Annotated in this window: 18 protein-coding genes; 15 read left to right on the top strand and 3 right to left on the bottom strand. The window is 69.0% G+C overall.

The window, feature by feature from the left end; translation table 11 throughout:
* The first annotated feature begins 34 nt into the window (after positions 1-34).
* The 7 genes from LRQ07_RS05620 (at position 35) to LRQ07_RS05590 (ending at position 5,740) form a co-directional block, all read left to right on the top strand.
* Positions 35-598, top strand: a complete 564-nt coding sequence (locus LRQ07_RS05620) for a GNAT family N-acetyltransferase (protein ID WP_256536090.1) — start codon at positions 35-37, stop codon at positions 596-598.
* Positions 599-647: 49 nt separating this feature from the next.
* Positions 648-1,511: an Fpg/Nei family DNA glycosylase gene (locus tag LRQ07_RS05615; RefSeq protein WP_256536089.1), complete on the top strand. Its 864-nt coding sequence runs from the start codon at positions 648-650 to the stop codon at positions 1,509-1,511.
* A gap of 287 nt (positions 1,512-1,798) precedes the next feature.
* Positions 1,799-2,842: a bifunctional diaminohydroxyphosphoribosylaminopyrimidine deaminase/5-amino-6-(5-phosphoribosylamino)uracil reductase RibD gene (gene ribD / locus LRQ07_RS05610; protein ID WP_256536088.1), complete on the top strand. Its 1,044-nt coding sequence runs from the start codon at positions 1,799-1,801 to the stop codon at positions 2,840-2,842.
* Positions 2,842-3,471, top strand: a complete 630-nt coding sequence (locus LRQ07_RS05605) for a riboflavin synthase (RefSeq protein ID WP_256536087.1) — start codon at positions 2,842-2,844, stop codon at positions 3,469-3,471. The genes ribD and LRQ07_RS05605 overlap by 1 nt, the downstream gene beginning before the upstream one ends.
* Complete coding sequence (locus LRQ07_RS05600; RefSeq protein ID WP_047523178.1) at positions 3,468-4,736, top strand: bifunctional 3,4-dihydroxy-2-butanone-4-phosphate synthase/GTP cyclohydrolase II; 1,269 nt, start codon at positions 3,468-3,470, stop codon at positions 4,734-4,736. The genes LRQ07_RS05605 and LRQ07_RS05600 overlap by 4 nt, the downstream gene beginning before the upstream one ends.
* Positions 4,733-5,206 carry a 6,7-dimethyl-8-ribityllumazine synthase gene (gene ribH, locus LRQ07_RS05595; RefSeq protein WP_047523177.1) on the top strand — a complete coding sequence of 158 codons (474 nt, stop codon included), beginning with the start codon at positions 4,733-4,735 and terminating at the stop codon, positions 5,204-5,206. Before LRQ07_RS05600 ends, ribH begins: the two co-directional genes overlap by 4 nt.
* A gap of 174 nt (positions 5,207-5,380) precedes the next feature.
* Entirely contained in the window at positions 5,381-5,740 is a 360-nt protein-coding gene (locus LRQ07_RS05590; protein ID WP_256536086.1) for a Fe-S protein, read from the top strand.
* 13 nt (positions 5,741-5,753) lie between these two features.
* Here the strand turns inward: LRQ07_RS05590 and LRQ07_RS05585 are convergent, their stop codons facing one another.
* Positions 5,754-6,740, bottom strand: coding sequence for a LacI family DNA-binding transcriptional regulator (locus tag LRQ07_RS05585; RefSeq protein ID WP_413775546.1), 987 nt, complete (start codon positions 6,738-6,740; stop codon positions 5,754-5,756).
* A gap of 159 nt (positions 6,741-6,899) precedes the next feature.
* Here LRQ07_RS05585 and LRQ07_RS05580 point away from each other — a divergent pair, with 159 nt between their 5' ends.
* The 5 genes from LRQ07_RS05580 (at position 6,900) to LRQ07_RS05560 (ending at position 13,572) form a co-directional block, all read left to right on the top strand.
* Positions 6,900-7,817, top strand: coding sequence for a carbohydrate ABC transporter permease (locus tag LRQ07_RS05580; protein ID WP_047523174.1), 918 nt, complete (start codon positions 6,900-6,902; stop codon positions 7,815-7,817).
* Position 7,818: 1 nt separating this feature from the next.
* The gene (locus LRQ07_RS05575) at positions 7,819-8,709 is read left to right on the top strand and encodes a carbohydrate ABC transporter permease (RefSeq protein WP_256536084.1); all 891 of its coding nucleotides are present in this window, start codon (positions 7,819-7,821) and stop codon (positions 8,707-8,709) included.
* Positions 8,710-8,776: 67 nt separating this feature from the next.
* Positions 8,777-10,138, top strand: coding sequence for an ABC transporter substrate-binding protein (locus tag LRQ07_RS05570; protein WP_256536083.1), 1,362 nt, complete (start codon positions 8,777-8,779; stop codon positions 10,136-10,138).
* A gap of 77 nt (positions 10,139-10,215) precedes the next feature.
* Positions 10,216-11,964: a glycoside hydrolase family 35 protein gene (locus LRQ07_RS05565; RefSeq protein ID WP_256536082.1), complete on the top strand. Its 1,749-nt coding sequence runs from the start codon at positions 10,216-10,218 to the stop codon at positions 11,962-11,964.
* Between the two features lie 147 nt (positions 11,965-12,111).
* Positions 12,112-13,572, top strand: a complete 1,461-nt coding sequence (locus tag LRQ07_RS05560; protein WP_153243781.1) for an MFS transporter — start codon at positions 12,112-12,114, stop codon at positions 13,570-13,572.
* Here the strand turns inward: LRQ07_RS05560 and LRQ07_RS05555 are convergent, their stop codons facing one another.
* On the bottom strand, positions 13,573-14,604 hold the full coding sequence (locus LRQ07_RS05555) for an LD-carboxypeptidase (RefSeq protein WP_256536081.1): 1,032 nt from the start codon (positions 14,602-14,604) through the stop codon (positions 13,573-13,575).
* A 73-nt stretch (positions 14,605-14,677) separates the two neighbouring features.
* Here LRQ07_RS05555 and LRQ07_RS05550 point away from each other — a divergent pair, with 73 nt between their 5' ends.
* Both LRQ07_RS05550 and LRQ07_RS05545 read left to right on the top strand, forming a co-directional pair.
* Positions 14,678-14,884 carry a hypothetical protein gene (locus tag LRQ07_RS05550; RefSeq protein ID WP_047523260.1) on the top strand — a complete coding sequence of 69 codons (207 nt, stop codon included), beginning with the start codon at positions 14,678-14,680 and terminating at the stop codon, positions 14,882-14,884.
* Between the two features lie 77 nt (positions 14,885-14,961).
* Entirely contained in the window at positions 14,962-16,848 is a 1,887-nt protein-coding gene (locus tag LRQ07_RS05545; protein ID WP_256536080.1) for an ABC transporter ATP-binding protein, read from the top strand.
* Between the two features lie 268 nt (positions 16,849-17,116).
* Here LRQ07_RS05545 and LRQ07_RS05540 read toward each other — a convergent pair whose 3' ends face one another.
* Positions 17,117-18,979 carry a phosphoenolpyruvate carboxykinase (GTP) gene (locus LRQ07_RS05540; RefSeq protein WP_256536079.1) on the bottom strand — a complete coding sequence of 621 codons (1,863 nt, stop codon included), beginning with the start codon at positions 18,977-18,979 and terminating at the stop codon, positions 17,117-17,119.
* A 111-nt stretch (positions 18,980-19,090) separates the two neighbouring features.
* On the opposite strand from LRQ07_RS05540, the gene LRQ07_RS05535 reads away from it, so the two are divergent.
* Positions 19,091-20,533, top strand: coding sequence for a helix-turn-helix transcriptional regulator (locus LRQ07_RS05535; protein WP_047523168.1), 1,443 nt, complete (start codon positions 19,091-19,093; stop codon positions 20,531-20,533).
* The last annotated feature ends 9 nt before the right edge of the window (positions 20,534-20,542 follow it).

The following is a 20,542-nucleotide window of genomic DNA, read 5'->3' as shown; positions in this document are numbered from 1 at the left end:
CGACGACGAGCGCTCACCTGCGTAGGCTGTCGGGATGGAATCCGTCGTGCTGACCACCGAACGTCTCGTCCTTCATGCTCCGACGGATGCCGACGTCGATGCCATCACCGACGCGTGCCAGGACCCCGAACTCCCCCGCTGGACCACGGTGCCGAGCCCGTACTCGCGCGAGGATGCGGAGGCCTTCGTGCGCCTGGTGACCGAGCACTGGAACGCGGGAACAGAGGCCGTCTGGGGCGTCTACGCGGACGGCAGGCTCGTGGGCATGATCGGTCTCCACAACAGGACCGAGCACTTCACGGGCGCGACGGCCGAACTCGGCTACTGGGTCGAGGCCTCCGCGCGCGGCAAGGGCTACCTCGTCGAAGCGGCCCATGCCGTGATCGACTGGGGGTTCACCGACCTCGGCCTCGCCCGCATCCGGTGGCAGGCCGTGGTGGGGAACGTCCCTTCCGCACGGGCCGCGCGCGCTCTCGGCTTCCGCTACGAAGGTCTGCAGCGCCAGGCGCTGACCAGCCAGCGCGGCCGTGACGACGGGTGGATCGCGGGGCTGCTGCCCGACGACGACCGCACCCCGGTGGACTGGCCGGTGCTCTGAGGGCGACCCGCCGGGTGACAGTGTCGGCGGCCGGTGACAGGATGAACGCATGCCGGAGATGCCGGAAGTCCAGGGCCTGACCACCTTCCTCGACGAGCGCGCCGTGGGGCGAACGATCACGCGGGCGACCGTGGCCGCCATCGCCGCGCTCAAGACCTACGACCCACCGATCACTGCGCTGCAGGGACGCGCGATCACGGCCTGCGCTCGCCTCGGAAAATTCGTGGTTCTTTCGTGCGGCGACGACCTGCACCTCGTGTTCCACCTCGCGAAGGCGGGATGGCTCCGGTGGTACGACGCGCTGCCGACCACGCTCCTCAAGCCGGGCAAGTCCCCCATCGCGCTGCGCATCGCACTCGACGACGGCAGCGGCTTCGATCTCACGGAGGCCGGGACGAAGAAGTCACTCGCCGTCTACGTGGTCCGCGACCCGCAGGAGGTCCCCGGCATCGCGCGGCTCGGGCCCGACCCGCTCGACCCCGCGTTCACCAGAGAGGCGTTCGCGGCGTTGCTGGATGAGCGCCGGATGCAGATCAAGGGGCTGCTGCGCGACCAAGCGGTGATCGCGGGCATCGGCAACGCGTACTCCGACGAGATCCTGCACGCCGCTCGCATGTCGCCGTATGCGATCGCCGGAAAGTTGGACGATGCCGAGATCGACCGCTTGTTCGCCGCCCTGCGCGAGACGCTGACGGAAGCGATCGCCGAAGCCTCCGGCAAACCGCCGGCCGATCTGAAAGACGCCAAGCGCCGCGGGATGCAGGTGCACGCCCGCCGCGGAGAGGCCTGCCCGGTATGCGGCGACACGGTGCGCAGCGTCTTCTTCGCCGACCGTTCGCTCGAGTACTGCCCCACCTGCCAGACCGGCGGCAAAGTGCTCGCCGACCGGCGGCTCTCGCGGCTGCTCAAGTGACGGCGGTGGCGAGCGGCAGGCGCAAGGTCCCTGTCGTGGAATGAAATGCGTGCAGGCGCGTTGAGTACACTCAGAGCAACAACGTGCTCCGGGGTCGGTGAGAATCCGAACCGGCGGTGACAGTCCGCGAGCGTCTCGAGAGATCGGGATGCCGATCCGGTGGAACTCCGGGACCGACGGTGATGCGAGGGAGACTTCGCTAGTCCGGAAGGGAGGCAGCACGAGACGCATCCGTGCGTCCGTTCCGCCATCCCTCCGACCCCCGGAGCCTCAGAGGAGGACGACGGATGGCAGTGAACGCGGCAGAGCGCGACGCGATGGTTCGCGCGCTCCACCTCGCCGCCCGCGGACCACGAGGGGCGAACCCGCAGGTGGGCGCGGTCATCCTCTCCCCCGAAGGCAGGGTGCTCGCCGAGGGGTGGCACCAGGGCGCCGGCACCCCGCACGCCGAGGTCGACGCGCTCTCGAAGCTCGACCCCCTCGAGGCCCGCGGCGCCACGGCCGTCGTCACCCTGGAACCCTGCAACCACACCGGCCGCACGGGTCCGTGCGCCGTCGCGCTGATCGAGGCCGGCATCGCCCGCGTCGTGTACGCGCTCGACGACCCGGGCGCCGTCTCCGGCGGCGGGGCCGATCGGCTGCGTGCGTCCGGGGTCGACGTCGAGTCGGGAGAACAGGCCGAGGCCGCGCACGCCGTGATCGACGGGTGGCTCACCGCGCAGCGGCTGGGACGCCCGCACGTCACGGTCAAGTGGGCGCAGAGTCTGGACGGGCGCGCTGCTGCGGACGACGGTTCGAGCATGTGGATCACGGGCCCGGAGGCGCGCGCCGACGTGCACCGACGCCGCGCAGAGGCCGACGCCATCGCGGTCGGCACCGGCACCGTCCTCGCCGACGACCCCTCCCTCACCGCCCGCGACGGCGACGCGCTGCTGCCCCACCAGCCGATCCCGGTGGTCATCGGCGCGCGGGCCACTCCGGACGATGCCATGGTGCGTCGGCATCCCCACACGCCGCTGTTCTTCGACACCCATGATCTGCACGCGGTCCTGGCCGATCTGCACTCCCGTGGTGTGCAGAGCCTGTTCGTCGAAGGCGGTCCGACCCTCGCCAGCGCTTTCCTCGCGGCCGGGCTCGCCGACCGCATCCTCGCGTACGTCGCGCCCGTGCTGCTCGGCGGCCGGCGACTCGCGCTGACCGACATCGGGGTCGGTTCCCTCACCGAGGCCCGGCGCCTCACCATCCACGAGTGGGTGCCCCTCGGGGGCGACCTCCTCGCCATCGCACACCCCGCGGAAGAGACCGACCCGCAGCACGAAGGAGCCGCCTGATGTTCACCGGAATCATCGAGGAGATGGGCGAGATCACCGCGATCGCCCCGTCCGGAGACGGCTGGCGCCTGACCGTGCGCGCCCCCCGAGCCGCCGCGGATGCCGTCCACGGCGAGTCGATCGCCGTCTCGGGAGTCTGCCTGACCGTGGTCGGCTCGACAGCCGACACCTTCGACGCCGACGTGATGAAGCAGACGCTCGACGTCTCGGCCATCGGGTCGGCGACGGTCGGCACCCGGGTGAACATCGAGAAGGCCATGCCCGTCGGCGCCCGGCTCGGCGGTCACATCGTCCAGGGCCATGTCGACGGCACCGGCGACGTGCTCGCGGTGCGCCCGGGGGTCGAGTGGAGCGTGCTGCGCATCAGCCTCCCCGCCGACCTCGCGCCGCTGGTCGTCGACAAGGGGTCGATCTCGGTCGACGGCACTTCGTTGACCGTGAGCGCCGTCAGCGCCCCCGCCGACCCCTCCCCGTGGTTCGAGATCTCACTGATCCCGGAGACCCTGGCCGCGACGACCCTCGGCGTCCGCGCCGTCGGGGACCGCGTGAACCTGGAGACCGACATCCTCGCCCGGCACGTCGAGCGCTTGCTCGCGTTCCGCGCCGCACCGGAGGGAGGCTCACGATGAGCCTTTCCACGATCGCCGAGGCCCTGGACGCACTGCGCGCCGGGCGACCCGTCCTCGTCGCCGACGACGAGAACCGTGAGAACGAAGGCGATGTCATCCTCTCGGCAGAGCTCGCGACCCCCGAGTGGGTGGCGTGGACCGTGCGCTGGTCGTCCGGATTCATCTGCGCCCCGATGCCCGCCGACCTCGCCGATCACCTGAACCTGCCACCGATGGTCGCCGCCAGCGAAGACGCCCGCTCCACCGCGTACACCGTGAGCGTCGACGCCGCCCAGGGCGTCACGACCGGCATCAGCGCGCATGATCGCGCACACACCCTGAACGTGCTGTCGGATCCGGAGTCGACGTCGACCAGCATCATCCGCCCCGGACACGTCCTGCCGCTCCGCGCCGTGGACGGCGGCGTGCGCGAGCGCAGCGGGCACACCGAGGCCGCTGTCGAGCTGATGAAGCTGGCCGGGCTCCGCCCCGTCGGAGCGATCGCCGAGGTCGTCGCGGAGGACGGCAGCATGATGCGCCTTCCGGGCCTGATCGAACTCGGCGCCCGCGACGGGGTGCCGGTCATCACGATCGAACAGCTCATCGACCACCTGAACGAGATCGACCCCGACGGCGCGACGCCGAGCGCGCACCGCGGTCGTCGCGTGAGCCTGCGCGCCGACGCCACGGTGCCGACGACCCACGGCAGCTTCCGATTCCTGGCGTACAAGGACCGCATCACCGGCACCGATCACATCGCCGTCGTCTCCGGTGAGCCCGGCGAGACGGCGCTCGTGCGGGTGCACTCCGAATGCCTGACGGGTGAGGCGTTCGGGTCTCTGAAGTGCGAGTGCGGTCCGCAGCTCGACTCCGCCCTGGACGCGATCGAGAAGGAGAGCGGCGTCGTCATCTACATGCGCGGGCACGAGGGACGCGGGATCGGGCTCATCAACAAGCTGCGCGCGTACAGCCTGCAGGAAGAGGGGCTCGACACGGTCGACGCCAACCTCGCGCTGGGTCTGCCCGCCGACGCCCGTGACTACGCGGCAGCGGCCGGGATCCTCGCCGACCTGGGTGTGTCGAAGGTGCGCCTCCTGACGAACAACACCGACAAGGTCGCACAGTTGCGTGAACTCGGCCTCGACGTCGTCGAGCAGGTACCGCTGATCGTCGGCGTCGGACCCAACAACCACCAGTACCTGGAGACCAAGCGTGACCGGATGGGTCACATCATCGGCGAAGCAGAGCTCGCAGAAGCTCTCGCCAAGGGAGAGGACGAGAAATGAGCGGCGCAGGAGCACCCGAGACCGGCAACATCGACGGGCGGGGACTGAATGTCGTGATCGTGGCCGGCACCTGGCACGAGACGATCTCGAACGGCCTGATCGCCGGAGCCGAGCGTGTGCTGTCGGCGGCGCAGGCCACGCACCGACTGGTACGCGTGCCCGGATCCTTCGAGCTCGCGATCGCTGCGCAGGCGGCCTTCGCCGGTGGTGCGGATGCGGTCGTCGCGCTGGGCGTCATCATCCGCGGCGGGACCCCTCACTTCGAGTACGTGTCGGCCGCGACCACCGACGGCCTCACCCGGGTCGCGCTCGATGCCGGCAAGCCGGTCGGGTTCGGTGTGCTGACCCTCGACGACGAGCAGCAGGGACTCGACCGCGCGGGCCTCGACGGCTCGAAGGAGGACAAGGGCGCCGAAGCTGCGGACGCTGCCCTGCGCACCGCCCTCGTGACCCGGGAGCTGCGCGGCTGAGGCGGGCGCGTGCACCTGTCGGGAGAGTGACCGGGCGCAGGGGCGAGACCGAGGTTTCCGCCCGACATCCGTGCAATCTCCCGACAGGTGAACACAGGCGCACGTCGATAGCCCGTGCCTGAGGTCAGCCTGGCCTTGCTAGCGCAGACCGCCCGCACCTCGTACGGTGAAGGCATGGAGACCCTCCGCCACATCGTGCTGTTCGTCCACCTCATCGGATTCGCCGTGCTCTTCGGCGCCTGGGCGGCGCAGGCATTCGGGGGCAAGCGCCAGATCACGAAGATCATGGACTACGGCCTCGCCATCGCCGGTGTCGCCGGGCTCGCCCTCGCCGCTCCGTGGGGACTCCCCGACGGCTACGACCCCAACTACGTCAAGATCGGCGTCAAGCTGGTCGTGCTGCTGATCATCGGCGCCCTGCTCGGCATCGGCTCCGCCCGCCAGAAGCGCGGTGCCGCCGTGCCGCCCGCCGTGTTCTGGCTGATCGGCATCCTGGCGCTCCTGAACGCGGGTCTCGCCGTCCTCTGGCGCTGACCGGCGTCAATCCTCAGCGCTTCTGCGGAGGTGACGTGCTCGCGCGCACGATGAGTTCGCAGCTCACGAGCGGCGTCTGCTGGCGTCCGGTGCCGTCGAGCTCGGCGAGCAGCGCGTCCACCGCGAGAGCTCCCACGCGCTCCGGATGCTGCTGCACGGTGGTCAGGGGCGGCCACAGCTGTGCAGCGTCGGGCAGGCCGTCGAAACCGACGATGCTGACGTCGCCCGGCACCTCGCGGCCGACCTCGCGAAAGGCCCTCAGCACGCCGATCGCCATCTGGTCGTTCGCGGCGAAGACGGCAGTGACCTCGCCGCGCTCGCGCAGTTCGACACCGGCTTCGTAACCCGAAGCGGCGGACCAGTCCCCCGGCAGCGGCTCCGGCACGCGACGCCCGTGCTGCTCCAGCGTCTCCCTCCAGGCCTCCCTGCGTCGCTCCGCGGAGTAGGAGCGGGCGGGTCCGGCGACATGCCAGACGGTGTCGTGGCCGAGTTCGAGAAGGTGCTCGGTCGCCAAGCGGGCTCCCTGCGCCTGATCCGTGTCGACGAACGGATGGGTCTCACCGCGGTTCGAGTCGACGAACACGACGGGGAGGGCCTCGGGGATCTCGATGTCGGCCTCGTCGAGCTGGTGCGCCTCGATCACGATGATGATGCCGTCGACGGCATGCTCCTCGAGCCTCCGGAAGGCGCCGGCCACGGTCTCGCCCGCGCTCGACTCCACCGGGATGAGGGTGAGGGCGTAGCCGAGCTGGGCGGCGCGCACCGCGATCGCGTCGAGCGTGCGCTGGTTTCCGTACGAGCTGAACGAGAACATCACGACGCCGATGGTGCGGAAGCGTCCTGATCGCAGAGCACGCGCCGCGCTGTTGGGTCGGTAGCCGAGACGATGCATCGCGGCTTCGACGCGCTCACGGGTGGTCGCGCCGACGTAGCCCCGGGCGTTCACGACACGGGACACGGTCTGGCCTGAGACTCCGGCCTCCCGGGCGACGTCCTCCATGGAGGGCTCACGACGACGCGTCGACGTCTCGGTCGGATGCTCTGGGCTCACGATCACCCATCCCCTCATGTGTTGACGTTGACACACTAGCAGTCCATCGAATATGTTGACGTTGACACACGGCGCAGCAAGCGCCCGGATCGTAAGAAGGACTCGTCGATGACGACTGAAATCCCCGCACCCCTGGGCGCCCCCGGCGTCCGACGGCGCGACAGGCGCGACTGGAAGGGCTGGTCCTTCGTCGGCCCGTTCATGGTCGTGTTCGCCCTGGTGTTCCTGACACCGCTCGCCTACGCGCTGTATCTCAGCTTCTTCCAGGAGAAGCTGATCGGCGGAACCGCCTTCGTCGGCTTGGACAACTACGTCCGCGCGCTCACCGACCCGCAGTTCTGGGAGGCGTTCGGCCGCGTGCTCATCTTCCTGGTGGTGCAGGTGCCGATCATGCTCCTCCTCGCGCTCGGCGCCGCCCTCGCGCTGGACAGCGCACGCCTGCGCGGAGCGTCGTTCTTCCGCATCCTGATCTTCCTCCCCTACGCGGTTCCCGCCGTCGTCGCGGTCCTCATGTGGGGCTACATCTACGGCGACCAGTTCGGGCTCACCAGCAACATCAACGACTTCCTCGGCATCGACGCGATCACGCCGTTCGCCAAGGAATGGATGCTCGTCTCGATCGGAAACATCGTCACCTGGGAGTTCGTCGGCTACAACATGCTGATCTTCTACTCCTCGCTCAAGACCATCCCGACCGACATGTACGAGGCGGCCGCCCTGGACGGCGCGGGCGCCTGGCGCACGATCTTCTCCATCAAGATCCCCTCCGTGCGCGGGGCGCTCGTGATCGCGACGATCTTCTCGATCATCGGCAGCTTCCAGCTGTTCAACGAGCCCAACATCCTGCGCCCGCTGGCTCCGAACGTGATCACCACGTTCTTCACCCCGAACATGTACGCGTACAACCTGTCGTTCGCCGGTCAGCAGTTCAACTACGCCGCGACGATCGCCATCATCATGGGCGTGATCACGGCCGTCATCGCCTACGTCGTGCAGCTGCGCGGCTCGACATCGGAGGTGCGCTGACATGGCACTCCCCCTCGCCCGCCCCTCGCGCCGACGCGACGATCCGCTGAAGCCCCGCAAGTCCAACACGCTGCTGATCGTGATGGTCGTCTACGCGCTGTACACGCTCGTCCCGCTGGTGTGGCTGCTCTTCAGCTCGACCAAGACGCAGGCCGGACTCTTCAGCTCCTTCGGCCTCTGGTTCGCCGACGACTTCGCATTCTTCGACAACCTCGTCGCCACGTTCTCCTACCGCGACGGCATCTTCCTCCGCTGGCTGGGCAACACCCTGCTCTACGTGGTGGTCGGCGCCGGCGGTGCGACACTGCTCGCCACGATGGCCGGCTACGGACTCGCGAAGTTCCGCTTCCTCGGGCGGCGCGCGGTGTTCGCCGTGGTCCTCGGCGCCGTGGCGGTGCCGGGTACGGCACTGGCCGTGCCGACCTTCCTGCTCTTCAGCGAGCTCGGGCTCACGAACACGCCCTGGGCCGTGATCATCCCCTCGCTCATCAGCCCGTTCGGGCTGTACCTGATCTGGGTGTTCGCCTCCGAATCGGTGCCGACCGAACTCCTCGAGGCCGCGCGCATCGACGGAGCCGGCGAGTTCCGGACGTTCTTCACGATCTCGATGCGGCTTCTCGCCCCGGGCATCGTCACGGTCGCGCTCTTCACGGTCGTCGCCACCTGGAACAACTACTTCCTGCCGCTGATCATGCTGTCGGACCCCGCCTGGTACCCCCTGACCGTCGGCCTGAACCAATGGAGCGCTCAGGCCATCGGCGCGGGATCCCAGCCGATCTACAACCTCGTGATCATGGGCTCGCTCCTCACGATCATCCCGATCGTCATCGCCTTCCTGCTGCTGCAGCGCTTCTGGCAGTCAGGTCTCACCGCGGGAAGCGTCAAGCAATAGCTCCCCGCATCTTCTGCAACACCCCCGCGATCCGACGCTGGACCGCACCTCCCGAAAGGACACAGCAATGAAGCACCTTCCCTCACCGACCCGGCGCAGCCTCGCCGTGCTCGCCGCCGGAACCGTGGCAGCACTGGCGCTGGCCGGCTGCAGCACCGGCGGCACGACCGACTCCGGTTCCGGCACCGATGCGGGCTCCGGTTCCTTCGACGCCGTCGAAGCCGCGCTCGAGAAGGGCGGCGAGATCACGTACTGGTCGTGGACCCCGTCCGCCGAAGCGCAGGTCGAGGCCTTCCAGAAGGAGTACCCCAACGTCACCGTCAACCTGGTCAACGCCGGGACGAACAACGAGGAATACACCAAGCTGCAGAACGCGATCAAGGCGGGCTCCGGCGCCCCCGACGTCGTGCAGATCGAGTACTACGCCTTCCCGCAGTTCGCCCTCACCGACGCCTTCGCCGACCTCTCGGCCTACGGGTTCGCCGACTTCGAGGACGACTACACCGCCTCGACCTGGAACTCCGTCACGAACGGGGACGCGATCTACGGTCTGCCGCAGGACTCCGGCCCCATGGCCCTGTTCTACAACAAGACCGTGTTCGACGCCGCGGGTGTCGCGGTGCCCACCACGTGGGACGAGTACTACGAGGCCGCCAAGAAGATCCACGCGGCGAACCCCGACGCATACATCACCAACGACGCCGGGGACGCGGGCTTCGCGACCTCGATGATCTGGCAGGCCGGCGGAAAGCCGTTCGAGACCTCGGGCACCGACGTCACGATCGACCTGCAGGACGCGGGCTCGAAGAAGTGGACCGAGAACTGGAACCGCCTCGTCGAGGAAGACCTGATCGCGCCCTACGGCAGCTGGAGCGACGAGTGGTTCCGTGCCCTCGGCGACGGCAGCCTCGCCAGCCTCGTGATCGGCGCCTGGATGCCCGGAAACCTCATCTCGGGCGCACCCGACGGCTCAGGCGACTGGCGCGTCGCCCCCATGCCGACGTATGACGGCACCCCGGCGAGCGCGGAGAACGGCGGTGGCGGCCAGGCCGTCACGACGCAGAGCGAGAACCCCGAGCTGGCGGCCGGCTTCCTGTGGTGGCTGAACAACTCCGAGGAGAGCATCTCGATCTTCCTCGAGAGCGGCGGGTTCCCGTCCACGACCGCCGAGCTGTCCAGCGAGGAGTTCCTCTCCGACGCTCCCGAGTACTTCGGCGGCCAGAAGATCAACGAGGTGCTCGCCGCCGCGGCCGATGACGTCGTCGAAGGCTGGAGCTACCTGCCCTACCAGGTGTACGCGAACAGCATCTTCGGCGACACCGTCGGCCAGTCGTACCAGAACGGCAGCGATCTGAACGACGGCCTGACCGCCTGGCAGGACGCGCTGGTCGAGTACGGCAACGCGCAGGGCTTCACCGTCAACAAGTAATACCCGCGAGCTGTGCCGGTCCCGGATCCCCCGTCACGGGATCGGCACAGCTCGCCTCATCGAAAGCACCACGACTCGTGACCTCCTTCTCCCTCGGCGACACCGACTTCCTCCGCGACGGACGACCGCACCAGGTCATCTCCGGCGCGATCCACTACTTCCGCGTGCACCCGGATCAGTGGCAGGACCGCATCCGCAAAGCCCGACTGATGGGGTTGAACACGATCGAGACGTACGTGGCCTGGAACGCGCACGAACCTCGACGCGGCGAGTGGGACGCGAGCGGATGGAACGATCTCGGGCGCTTCCTCGACCTGATCCACGCGGAGGGTCTGGACGCGATCGTCCGCCCCGGTCCGTACATCTGCGCGGAGTGGCACAACGGCGGGCTGCCGGTCTGGCTCACCGGTGGCACGGGTGGGCTGCGTTCCTCGGCGCCGGAGTACCTCGTGGAGGTGAGCGCGTACCTCCGCCGCGTCTACGACATCGTCGCACCGCGCCAGATCGATCGCGGCGGACCGGTCGTGCTCGTGCAGATCGAGAACGAGTACGGAGCCTACGGCTCCGACGCGGCGTATCTCGAGACACTCGTCACGGTCACCCGCGAGGCCGGGATCACGGTGCCGCTGACGACCGTCGACCAGCCGGTCGACCGGATGCTGACGAACGGGAGTCTCCCCGGGCTGCACAAGACCGGATCCTTCGGCTCGCGCAGCACCGAGCGCCTCGCAACGCTGCGCCGGCATCAGCCCACCGGCCCCCTGATGTGCTCGGAGTTCTGGGACGGATGGTTCGACTGGTGGGGCGGCGTGCACCACACGACGGACGTCGCGACCGCGGCCGCCGACCTGGATGCGCTCCTGGCCGCCGGCGCCTCGGTCAACATCTACATGTTCCACGGCGGCACGAACTTCGCACTCACGAACGGCGCGAACGACAAGGGACGCTATCTCCCGCTCGTGACCTCCTACGACTACGACGCCCCGCTCGACGAGGCGGGCAACCCGACGGAGAAGTTCTTCGCCTTCCGCGACGTGATCGCGCGCCATGCGCCCGTGCCGGACGAGCTGCCCGCGAGCGCGACCCCCGCCCCCGCGCTCGAGGTCCCCCTCGTCGCCAAAGGTGCCTGGACGACGACCGCGGGATCGGCGGAACCGACGGCCGACCCCGAGACCTTCGACGCGCTCGGACACCAGAGCGCGTTGATGCGCTACGACGTCGACCTCCCCCACCGCAACGGCGGAGTGCTCCTCGTCGATGAACTCCGGGACCTCGGCTGGGTCAGCGTCGACGGGCGCGCGGTCGGCGCGATCTCCCGCACCCGCCACGACCGCGCGATCCGGATCCCCGGTGGCCGCACCCTGAGCATCCTGGTGGAGGACCAGGGGCGGGTGAACTACGACCACCGGCTCGGCGAGGAGAAGGGACTCATCGGGGCGGTCACCCTCGACGGGGCACCGCTGAGCGGATGGCGCTGCACGCCGTTGGACGTCGCCGCCATCGCCGCGGGGATCGGGACGGACGCTGTCGCGGACGCCGAGGCAACAACTTCCGGAGACGGTCCGACCGCATGGACCGCCGAGTTCGAGCTGGATGCCCGCGCCGATCTCTTCCTCGACACCGCGAGCTGGAGCAAGGGCTACGCGTTCGTGAACGGGTTCTTCCTCGGCCGCTACTGGCGCAACGGACCGCAGCGCACGCTCTACGTGCCCGCCCCCGCCACCGTCGCCGGGACGAATCGCCTCGTCGTCCTGGAGCTCGAGCAGCTCATCGAGCGCCGGGCCGCTTTCGTTCCTTCCCCGTCGCTCGGCGCCACGGAGGAGTGACCCTCGAATCGCGCAGACGGCTGCATCCGGTACGCAGATGCAGCCGTCTGCGCGACTCGAACGGGTCGCGGCGCACACAGGCAACACTCAGGAAGGCGTAAACTCGCCCAGGTCCCCGGGCAGACCGGGGCTGATCGGAGAAGCGTCATGAGTACTGCCACTGCGCCCGCGAATCCCCGCTCGCGCGTCATCACCGCGAGCCTGGTCGGCACCACGATCGAGTTCTACGACTTCTACGCGTATGCCACGGCGGCCGTGCTCGTCTTCCCGGTGCTGTTCTTCCCCACGGGCAACGACACCACCTCGCTCCTCTCCTCGTTCGCGGTCTTCGGCGCCGCGATGGTGGCCCGCCCGATCGGCGCCGTGGTCTTCGGGCACTTCGGCGACAAGTTCGGCCGCAAGGCCACGCTGGTGGCGTCGCTGCTGACGATGGGCATCGCCACCTTCGTAATCGGACTGCTGCCGACCTTCCAGCAGATCGGCTGGTGGGCGGCGCTCCTGCTGCTCATCCTGCGTCTGGCGCAGGGCTTCGCACTCGGCGGCGAGTGGTCCGGCGCGGCGCTGGTGGCAACGGAGAACGCCCCGAAGGGCAAGCGCGCCTGGTACGGCACCTTCCCTCAGCTGGGCGCCCCGCTCGGCTTCATCATCGCCAACTTCCTCTTCCTCACGATCAACTGGCTGCTGCCACACTCCGAGAACCCGGCCCTGAAGTCCGAGGCGTTCCTGGCGTGGGGCTGGCGCATCCCGTTCCTGTTCTCCGCGGTGATGGTCATCATCGGCCTGTGGGTGCGGCTCAAGCTCGTCGAATCCGACACCTTCAAGAAGGCCGAGACGAAGGGCGCGATCCGCAAGCTTCCCCTCGCGACCGTGTTCCGTCACCACTGGAAGCAGCTCATCCTCGGCACGTTCATCATGTTGGCGACGTATGTGCTCTTCTACCTGATGACCAACTTCACGCTCGCGTACGGCACCAAGCCCGCGTCGCTGGAGACCGCCTCGGCCGCGGCGAAGGCAGCAGCGGAGGCGACCGGCGCCCCCTTCGACCCGAGCGAGTTCGCGGCGCAGTTCTACCCGGGACTCGGCTTCGGATACACCGACTTCGTGCTGATGCAGATCATCGGCGTGGTGTTCTTCGGCATCTTCACGCTCCTGTCCGGCCCGATCGCCGATGCGGTCGGACGCCGGAAGCTGCTGCTGTGGGTGACCGGGGCGATCATCGTCTTCGGCTTCACCTTCAACACGTTCCTCCTCCCCGCGGTCGACCCGAAGTTCACCGGTGCGCTCGCCCAGGCGTTCCTCGTGTTCGGGTTCCTGCTCATGGGGGCCACGTTCGGCCCGATGGGCGCGCTGCTGCCGGAGCTCTTCCCGACCAACGTGCGGTACACGGGCTCGGCGATCGCCTACAACGTGTCCTCCATCCTCGGTGCGGCCGTGGCCCCATTGATCGCCCTGTGGCTGTGGGCGCTCGGCGACGGCGCCCCGTGGCTGGTCGGCCTGTACCTGTCGGCCATGGGCGTCCTGACCTTCATCGCGCTGCTGTTGAGCCCGGAGACGAAGGACCACGACTACGACGGCGACCTCGGCGTCGCCGCCGCCGTCGAGCTCTGATCAGTACGCGGCGGTGATCGTGCGCGCAGCGCCGTCCACGATCATCGTCCCGCCGTAGGGCAGGATCCACTGCGGTCGGGTGTGCCCGAACGGCGGGCCGACGCAGATGACGGCGTCGGGGTTGTAGTGCGTCACGACGTCGAACACTGCATCCCGCTGCGCCGCACGAAGCGCAGCAGCCTCGGCAGGAGACGGCTGGAACTCGAAGTCGCTCACGGGTGGGCGGGCGACGACCACGGCTGCCGCAGCCGCGAGGATGCCGCGCTCCCCCAGTCCGCGCAACCACCGGGCCACCCAGCCCGCGGACGGCCGCTCCTCGCTGGTCTCGAGCAGCAGGACAACTCCGTCCAGGTCCGCCGCGCGCGGCAGCCGGTCGGCGAAGGCCAGGCCGTCGATCACCTCGAGACAGCCGCCCCAGGTCACGCCTTCCACCCGTGATGCGGGCCCTGCCCAGGCCCACGGCTCGGTCGGGACGCGGTCGCCGAACTCGAGGAGCGCCCGGGGGTCGTGCCACCGTCGCCCGACGTCTTCCGACTCGCCCGGCTCGGTGATGTCGAGCACACCACCGGTCAGGAGCAGGGCACGCAGGGAGCGCAGGTGGATGTCGTCGACGAACGGTCCGGGCCCGAGATGCACGGCGGTCGAGCCGCCGTAGTAGCCCCGAACCCCGAGGCCCCAGAGCCAGTTGAGGATGTTCGTGTTGTCGCTGTACCCGACGAACGGCTTGGGGTCGGCCACGGGCAGCGCCGGGTCGAGGTGCGGGACGACGAGGAGCTGGTCGTCTCCGCCGATCGTGGCGAGGATCGCACGGATGCTCGGGTCGGCGAACGCCGCGTTCACGTCGGCGGCGCGGGCCTGTGGACTCGCGCCGAGCTCACGCGTGGTCGGATACTCGATCGGGATCAGCCCCGTGAGGTCCTCGAGCCGGTGCATCGCCTGCGCATGCAGGTCCGGTGCGACGGCCGGAGCAGCGAATGACGGGGAAAGGACCGCGACACGGTCTCCCGGGGTGAGGCGGGGTGCGGACAGCATCCGCCCAGTCTGGCACGTCAACAGACATTGACAGCGCGTACCGCGTCAACGACGATTGACGCAGGAGGACATCATGACAATGCCGACCGCGATCGCACAGGACGACGGAAGCGAGCCGCTGGCCGCCCTGCACAGACTCGCCGAGCTGCGCACGGAAATCGCCCGCGCCGAGGAGGCCAACGTGCGTCGCGCACGGAACCTCGGATACTCCTGGCAGGCGATCGCCAGCGCCCTCGGCGTGAGCAAGCAGGCCGCGCATCGGCGATTCGGCCGCTCCTGATCCGCATACAGCCCCTCCATAGGATTCGTCCACGCACGAAGTACGGTCGAAGTACCATCTCCAGATAGAGGTCCCGCATGTCCGGTTCGGCGACAGCACGCCGCCGCGGACGGGGCGCGCAGCCCGAAGGCCCGCGCGCCACCTTCCGCCAGCTCCTCCCCTTCCTGTTCGAGCACAAGCGCACGCTGATCGTGGTCGCGGTGCTCAGCGTCGTCGGTGCCGCGACCTCGCTCGTGCAACCTCTGCTCGTGGGACAGGTCATCGAAGCGGTGCAGTCCGACGCCGGCATCGGGATCCTCGTGTGGCTGCTGGTCGGGTTCGTGATCGTGTCGTCGATCATCTCCGGTTTCCAGCACTATCTGCTGCAGCGCACGGGAACCGCGGTCGTGTACTCGAGCCGGCGCAAGCTCATCGCGCGCATCCTGCATCTGCCCACCTCCGAGTTCGACGCCCGCCGGACCGGCGACCTCGTCTCGCGCGTGGGCACCGACACGACTCTGCTCTACGCCGTCCTCACCCAGGGTCTCGCGGACGCCGTCGGCAGTGCCGTCCTGTTCCTGGGCGCCCTGATCGCGATGCTCGTGATCGACCCCGTGCTGTTGCTGATGATCGTGCTCGTGATCGGCCTCTCGGTCACGGTCGTCGTGCTGCTGAGCGGCCGGATCCGCACGGCCTCGACCGCCCAGCAGATGAAGGTCGGCGAGCTGGCGTCCGGCGTGGAGCGGGCGATCGGCTCGATCCGCACCATCCGCGCCTCGGGAGCGACCGAGCGCGAAGCGGACACCGTCACGAAGCTCGCCTCCGAGACCTACGGCATCGGCGTGCGCATCGCCAAGATCTCCTCACTGGTGGTCCCGGTCTCCGGCATCGCTCTGCAGCTCTCGCTTCTGGTGGTCCTCGGCGTGGGCGGGTTCCGCGTCGCCGCCGGTGCCATCACGATCGCGTCGCTGATCTCGTTCATCATGTTCCTCTTCCTGCTCGTGATGCCGTTGGCGACCACTTTCGGGGCGATCACCTCGGTGAACCAAGCGCTCGGCGCGCTCGGCCGCATCCAGGAAGTGCTCGATCTTCCCACCGAGTCGCAGGACGACGAGAAGATCGCCACCTCGTTGCCGCGTGAGCCCGCAGCGGCGGATGCGCCGGCGATCGAGTTCCGTGACGTGCGCTTCCACTACCCCGCAAACGTGGTGGCCGCCCGCCAGGCGGCGGCGAAGGAGGCGCGATCCCTGCTCGCGGACGCCCACGTGGAACCCACCGAAGATGCTGCCGATGCCCCGCAGGATCACGAGGTTCTCCGCGGCGTGTCGTTCGCCGTCCCGCACGGCTCCCGCGTCGCGCTGGTCGGCCCCAGTGGCGCGGGCAAGAGCACGATCCTGTCGCTGATCGAGCGGTTCTACGACCCGACTGGAGGGTCGATCCGCGTGCACGGCCATGATGCCCGCACCTACCCGCGCGACGACCTGCGCGCCCACTTCGGCTACGTCGAGCAGGACGCCCCGACGCTGGCGGGCACGCTCGCCGAGAATCTGCGACTCGCATCCCCCGACGCGACCGATGCCGACTGCGAACGCGTGCTGCGCGCCGTGAACCTGGGCGATGTGCTCGAACGCAATCCGCTCGGCATCGAGGCCCCCGTGGGCGAGGACGGCGTGATGCTGTCGGGCGGCGAGCGCCAGCGCCTCGCGATCGCCCGCGCACTGCTCACGGACGCTCCGATCCTGTTGCTCGACGAGTCGACATCCTCCCTCGACGGCGTGAACGAGCAGAGGATGCGCGAGGCCATCGACGCCGTGTCGACGGACCGCACGCTCATCGTGATCGCACACCGCCTCTCGACGGTGGTGGACAGCGACCTGATCGTGGTGCTGCAGGACGGCGTCGTGGTCGGCCAGGGAACGCATGCGGAGCTCGTGGAGTCGACGCCCCTCTACCGCGACCTCGCCCGCCACCAGCTGCTCGCCTGACCGGCACCCCGCCCCGACCCCGGTTTCCGCGTCCACGCCCAGCGCCGACGCCCCCGTCCAGCGTCCACGCCCCCGTTTCGTGGCGTTCCTGCGGAGGGGTGTCGACGAGCAGGCGGGGTGTCGACGAGAAGGAGGGGCGGACGACACGAAGGCGGGACGTCGGAGACCACTCAGCCATGGGTTCGTCTCTGATGTCCCGCCTTCGCGGGTCTGCAGGGCACGAGGCCCTGAGGGTGCCGGCTCCCCCGAACCGGCACCGGTCTGGGGGCTACGCCTTGTCGAGGCGGTAGCGGAGCGAGGCGAGTTCCGCGCGCAGCGCCGCGGGGACCTTGTCGCCGAAGGTGTCGTAGAACGCCTCCGTCAGGTCGGCCTCGGTCTTCCAGGCCTCGGCGTCGACGGAGAACAGCTCATCGAGGTCTGCGGCCGGGATGTCGAGGCCGTCGAGGTTGAGGTCCTCCACGCGCGGCAGGCGTCCGATCGGGCTGTCGACCGCCGGGACGTCGCCCGCGATGCGCCGGATGATCCAGTCCACGACGCGAGAGTTGTCGCCGAACCCGGGCCACAGGAAGCGGCCGTCCTCCCCGCGACGGAACCAGTTCACCTGGAAGATGCGCGGTGCGCGGTCGAAGCGCAGGCCACGGCCGACCTTCAGCCAGTGCCCGAAGTAGTCGGCCATGTTGTATCCGCAGAACGGCAGCATCGCGAACGGGTCGCGGCGCAGCTCCCCGACCGTGCCCTCGGCGGCAGCGGTGCGCTCCGACGAGATGTTCGAGCCGAGGAAGACGCCGTGCGTCCAGTCGGTGGCCTCGACCACGAGCGGCACGTTGCTGGCGCGGCGCCCACCGAAGAGGATGACGTCGAGCGGGACGGCCTCTTCCCAGTCCTCGGAGATCTGCGGGCACTGCGCCGCCGACACCGTGAAGCGGGAGTTCGGGTGCGCTGCGGGTCGGCCGGACTCGGGCGTCCAGTCGTTGCCCTCCCAGTCGGTCAGGTTCGCGGGCGGCGCGTCGGTCAGGCCTTCCCACCACACATCGCCATCGGGGCGGAGCGCGACGTTCGTGAAGATCGTGTTGCCCCACAACGTCTCGACGGCCGTGACGTTGGTCGACTCGCCGGTTCCGGGCGCGACCCCGAAGAAGCCGGCCTCGGGGTTGATCGCCCACATGCGACCGTCTTCTCCCGGACGGATCCACGCGATGTCGTCACCGAGGGTCTCGACCCGCCACCCGGGGATGGTCGGCCGCAGCATGGCGAGGTTCGTCTTGCCGCACGCCGAGGGGAACGCGGCGGCGACATGGTAGGCCTTGCCCTGCGGGTCGATCACGCGGATCAGCAGCATGTGCTCGGCGAGCCACCCCTCGTCGCGGGCGATGACGGAGGCGATACGCAGGGCGAAGCACTTCTTCGCCAGGATCGCATTACCGCCGTATCCCGAACCGTAGGAGTAGACCTCGAGGGTCTCCGGGAAGTGCACGATGTACTTGTCGTCGTTGCAGGGCCACTCGACGTCCTGCTCCCCCGGAGCGAGGGGCGCGCCGACCGAGTGCACGGTCTTGACCCACGGGGCCCCCTCGGCGATCTGACGGGTCACCGCATCGCCGACCCGGGTCATGATGCCGATCGAGGCGACGGCGTAGGCGCTGTCGGTGATCTGGACGCCGATGTGCGAGAGGGGACCGCCGACGCGTCCCAGCGAGAACGGCACGACGTACATCGTGCGGCCGCGCATCGAGCCCGCGAAGATCTCGTTCATCTTCGCGTGCATCTCGACCGGAGCGGCCCAGTTGTTCGTGGGACCGGCATCCTCCTCGCGCTCGGAGGCGATGAAGGTGCGTCCCTCGGTGCGTGCGACGTCGCTGGGGTGCGAACGCGCGAGGTAGGAGCCGGGACGCCACTCGGGGTTGAGCTTGATCAGCTTGCCCTCGTCGACGAGATCGCGCAGGAGCCGGTCGTTCTCGGCCCGCGAACCGTCGACCCAGTGCACGGCGTCGGGCTGGGTGAGCTCGCGGATCTCCTCGACCCAGGCGGCCAGCTCGGCCATGGCAGGGGTGTCATACGTCGGGGCCTCGCCGAACGTACGCGCCGCGGAGACGGGAGACGTGCGGGGGGTGAAGACTTCGGCGATGGCCATGACGTGTGCTCCTTCGAAGTGGGGGCGTTGCACCTATCTTCTTCCGGTTCGGACGCAACTTTCGGGCAAATCAAGCGATAAGAAACGCAATTCTTTCGCTACACTCAAGGAATGGCGTCCTCCGGCATCCACCTCACCACCCTCGGCCACCGCATCCGACACCACCGGCTGGAGAACGGCTTCACGCTCGATGAGCTCGGTGCGCTCGTCGGTGTCGCCGGCTCACAGCTGAGCCTGATCGAGAACGGCAAGCGCGAGCCGAAGCTGTCCCTCCTCCAGGCGATCGCGCAGGCCACGAGCACGGAGGTCACCGACCTGATCTCCGGCGAACCGCCGAACCGACGAGCGGCTCTCGAGATCGAGCTCGAGCGCGCACAGGAGAGCCCCGTCTTCCGGCAGCTCGGCGTCGCTCCCGTGCGCGTGACCAAAGGCATGAGCGATGAGACGATCGAGTCGGTCCTCGGTCTGCACCGCGAGCTCGAGCGTCGCGAGCGTGAGGCGATCGCGACACCGGAAGAAGCGCGTCGTGCGAACACCGAACTGCGGCTGCGGATGCGCGCGCAGAACAACTATCTCCCCGAGATCGAGAAGCTCGCCGAGAAGCACCTCAAGGCGGCCGGTCACGTCCAGGGCGCACTCACGCACCGCACCGTGAGCATCATGGCCGAGAAGCTCGGGTTCGAGCTGATCTACGCCAACGACCTCCCCCACTCCACTCGTTCGGTCACCGACCTCGAGAACGGACGGATCTACCTGCCGCCGGCCTCCATCCCCGGCGGCCACGGACTGCGCTCGATGGCTCTGCAGGCCATGGCGCACCGCCTGCTCGGACACACGCCGCCGACCGACTACGCCGACTTCCTCCAGCAGCGCCTGGAGATCAACTACTTCGCCGCGTGCTGCCTGATGCCCGAGACCGCCGCCGTGGCCTTCCTGCAGCAGGCCAAGAAGGACCGCAACCTCGCGGTCGAGGACTTCCGGGACGGCTTCGGCGTGACGCACGAGGCCGCGGGCATGCGCATGACCAACCTGCTGACCCAGCATCTCGGGATGGCGCTGCACTTCCTGCGCGTCGACTCCACCGGGGCGATCACCCGGGTCTACGAGAACGATGACCTGCCGTTGCCGATGGACGTGACCGGCGCGGTGGAGGGCCAGCGGGTGTGCCGCAAGTTCCAGGCGCGCGCGGCGTTCACGCAGCAGAACCGTACGGTCGAGCACCACCAGTACACCGACACACCCTCCGGCACGTTCTGGTGCTCGACCCAGACCGGATCGTCGAGCGACGGCGAGTTCTCGGTGACCGTCGGAGTGCCGTTCGACGATGCCCGGTGGTGGCGTGGCCGGGAGACCAACGACCGGGCCGTCTCCACCTGCCCGGACGAGTCGTGCTGCCGCCGCCCGTCGGCCGAGCTGAGCGAGCGCTGGAGCGGACGGGCGTGGCCGAGTGCACGCGTGCACACGCACATGTTCTCGCCACTCCCCCGCGGCGCCTTCCCCGGCGTGGACGACAACGAGGTGTACAGCTTCCTCGCACGGCACGCCGGAGAGTGATCGCGACCG

Origin of the sequence: Microbacterium sp. J1-1, from assembly GCF_024498615.1 — a bacterium.
GTDB lineage: Bacteria > Actinomycetota > Actinomycetes > Actinomycetales > Microbacteriaceae > Microbacterium > Microbacterium aurugineum.
This window is presented reverse-complemented; position numbering and strand designations above follow the sequence as displayed.

Excerpts from the sequence above, each read along its gene's own strand:
- LRQ07_RS05535 (WP_047523168.1), top strand. The coding sequence starts at position 19,091 with ATGGCGTCCTCCGGCATCCACCTCACCACCCTCGGCCACCGCATCCGA.
- ribH (WP_047523177.1), top strand. The coding sequence starts at position 4,733 with ATGAGCGGCGCAGGAGCACCCGAGACCGGCAACATCGACGGGCGGGGA.
- ribD (WP_256536088.1), top strand. The coding sequence starts at position 1,799 with ATGGCAGTGAACGCGGCAGAGCGCGACGCGATGGTTCGCGCGCTCCAC.
- LRQ07_RS05545 (WP_256536080.1), top strand. The coding sequence starts at position 14,962 with ATGTCCGGTTCGGCGACAGCACGCCGCCGCGGACGGGGCGCGCAGCCC.
- LRQ07_RS05540 (WP_256536079.1), bottom strand. The coding sequence starts at position 18,979 with ATGGCCATCGCCGAAGTCTTCACCCCCCGCACGTCTCCCGTCTCCGCG.
- LRQ07_RS05560 (WP_153243781.1), top strand. The coding sequence starts at position 12,112 with ATGAGTACTGCCACTGCGCCCGCGAATCCCCGCTCGCGCGTCATCACC.
- LRQ07_RS05605 (WP_256536087.1), top strand. The coding sequence starts at position 2,842 with ATGTTCACCGGAATCATCGAGGAGATGGGCGAGATCACCGCGATCGCC.
- LRQ07_RS05555 (WP_256536081.1), bottom strand. The coding sequence starts at position 14,604 with ATGCTGTCCGCACCCCGCCTCACCCCGGGAGACCGTGTCGCGGTCCTT.
- LRQ07_RS05575 (WP_256536084.1), top strand. The coding sequence starts at position 7,819 with ATGGCACTCCCCCTCGCCCGCCCCTCGCGCCGACGCGACGATCCGCTG.
- LRQ07_RS05580 (WP_047523174.1), top strand. The coding sequence starts at position 6,900 with ATGACGACTGAAATCCCCGCACCCCTGGGCGCCCCCGGCGTCCGACGG.
- LRQ07_RS05550 (WP_047523260.1), top strand. The coding sequence starts at position 14,678 with ATGACAATGCCGACCGCGATCGCACAGGACGACGGAAGCGAGCCGCTG.
- LRQ07_RS05590 (WP_256536086.1), top strand. The coding sequence starts at position 5,381 with ATGGAGACCCTCCGCCACATCGTGCTGTTCGTCCACCTCATCGGATTC.
- LRQ07_RS05600 (WP_047523178.1), top strand. The coding sequence starts at position 3,468 with ATGAGCCTTTCCACGATCGCCGAGGCCCTGGACGCACTGCGCGCCGGG.
- LRQ07_RS05615 (WP_256536089.1), top strand. The coding sequence starts at position 648 with ATGCCGGAGATGCCGGAAGTCCAGGGCCTGACCACCTTCCTCGACGAG.
- LRQ07_RS05570 (WP_256536083.1), top strand. The coding sequence starts at position 8,777 with ATGAAGCACCTTCCCTCACCGACCCGGCGCAGCCTCGCCGTGCTCGCC.
- LRQ07_RS05620 (WP_256536090.1), top strand. The coding sequence starts at position 35 with ATGGAATCCGTCGTGCTGACCACCGAACGTCTCGTCCTTCATGCTCCG.
- LRQ07_RS05585 (WP_413775546.1), bottom strand. The coding sequence starts at position 6,740 with ATGGAGGACGTCGCCCGGGAGGCCGGAGTCTCAGGCCAGACCGTGTCC.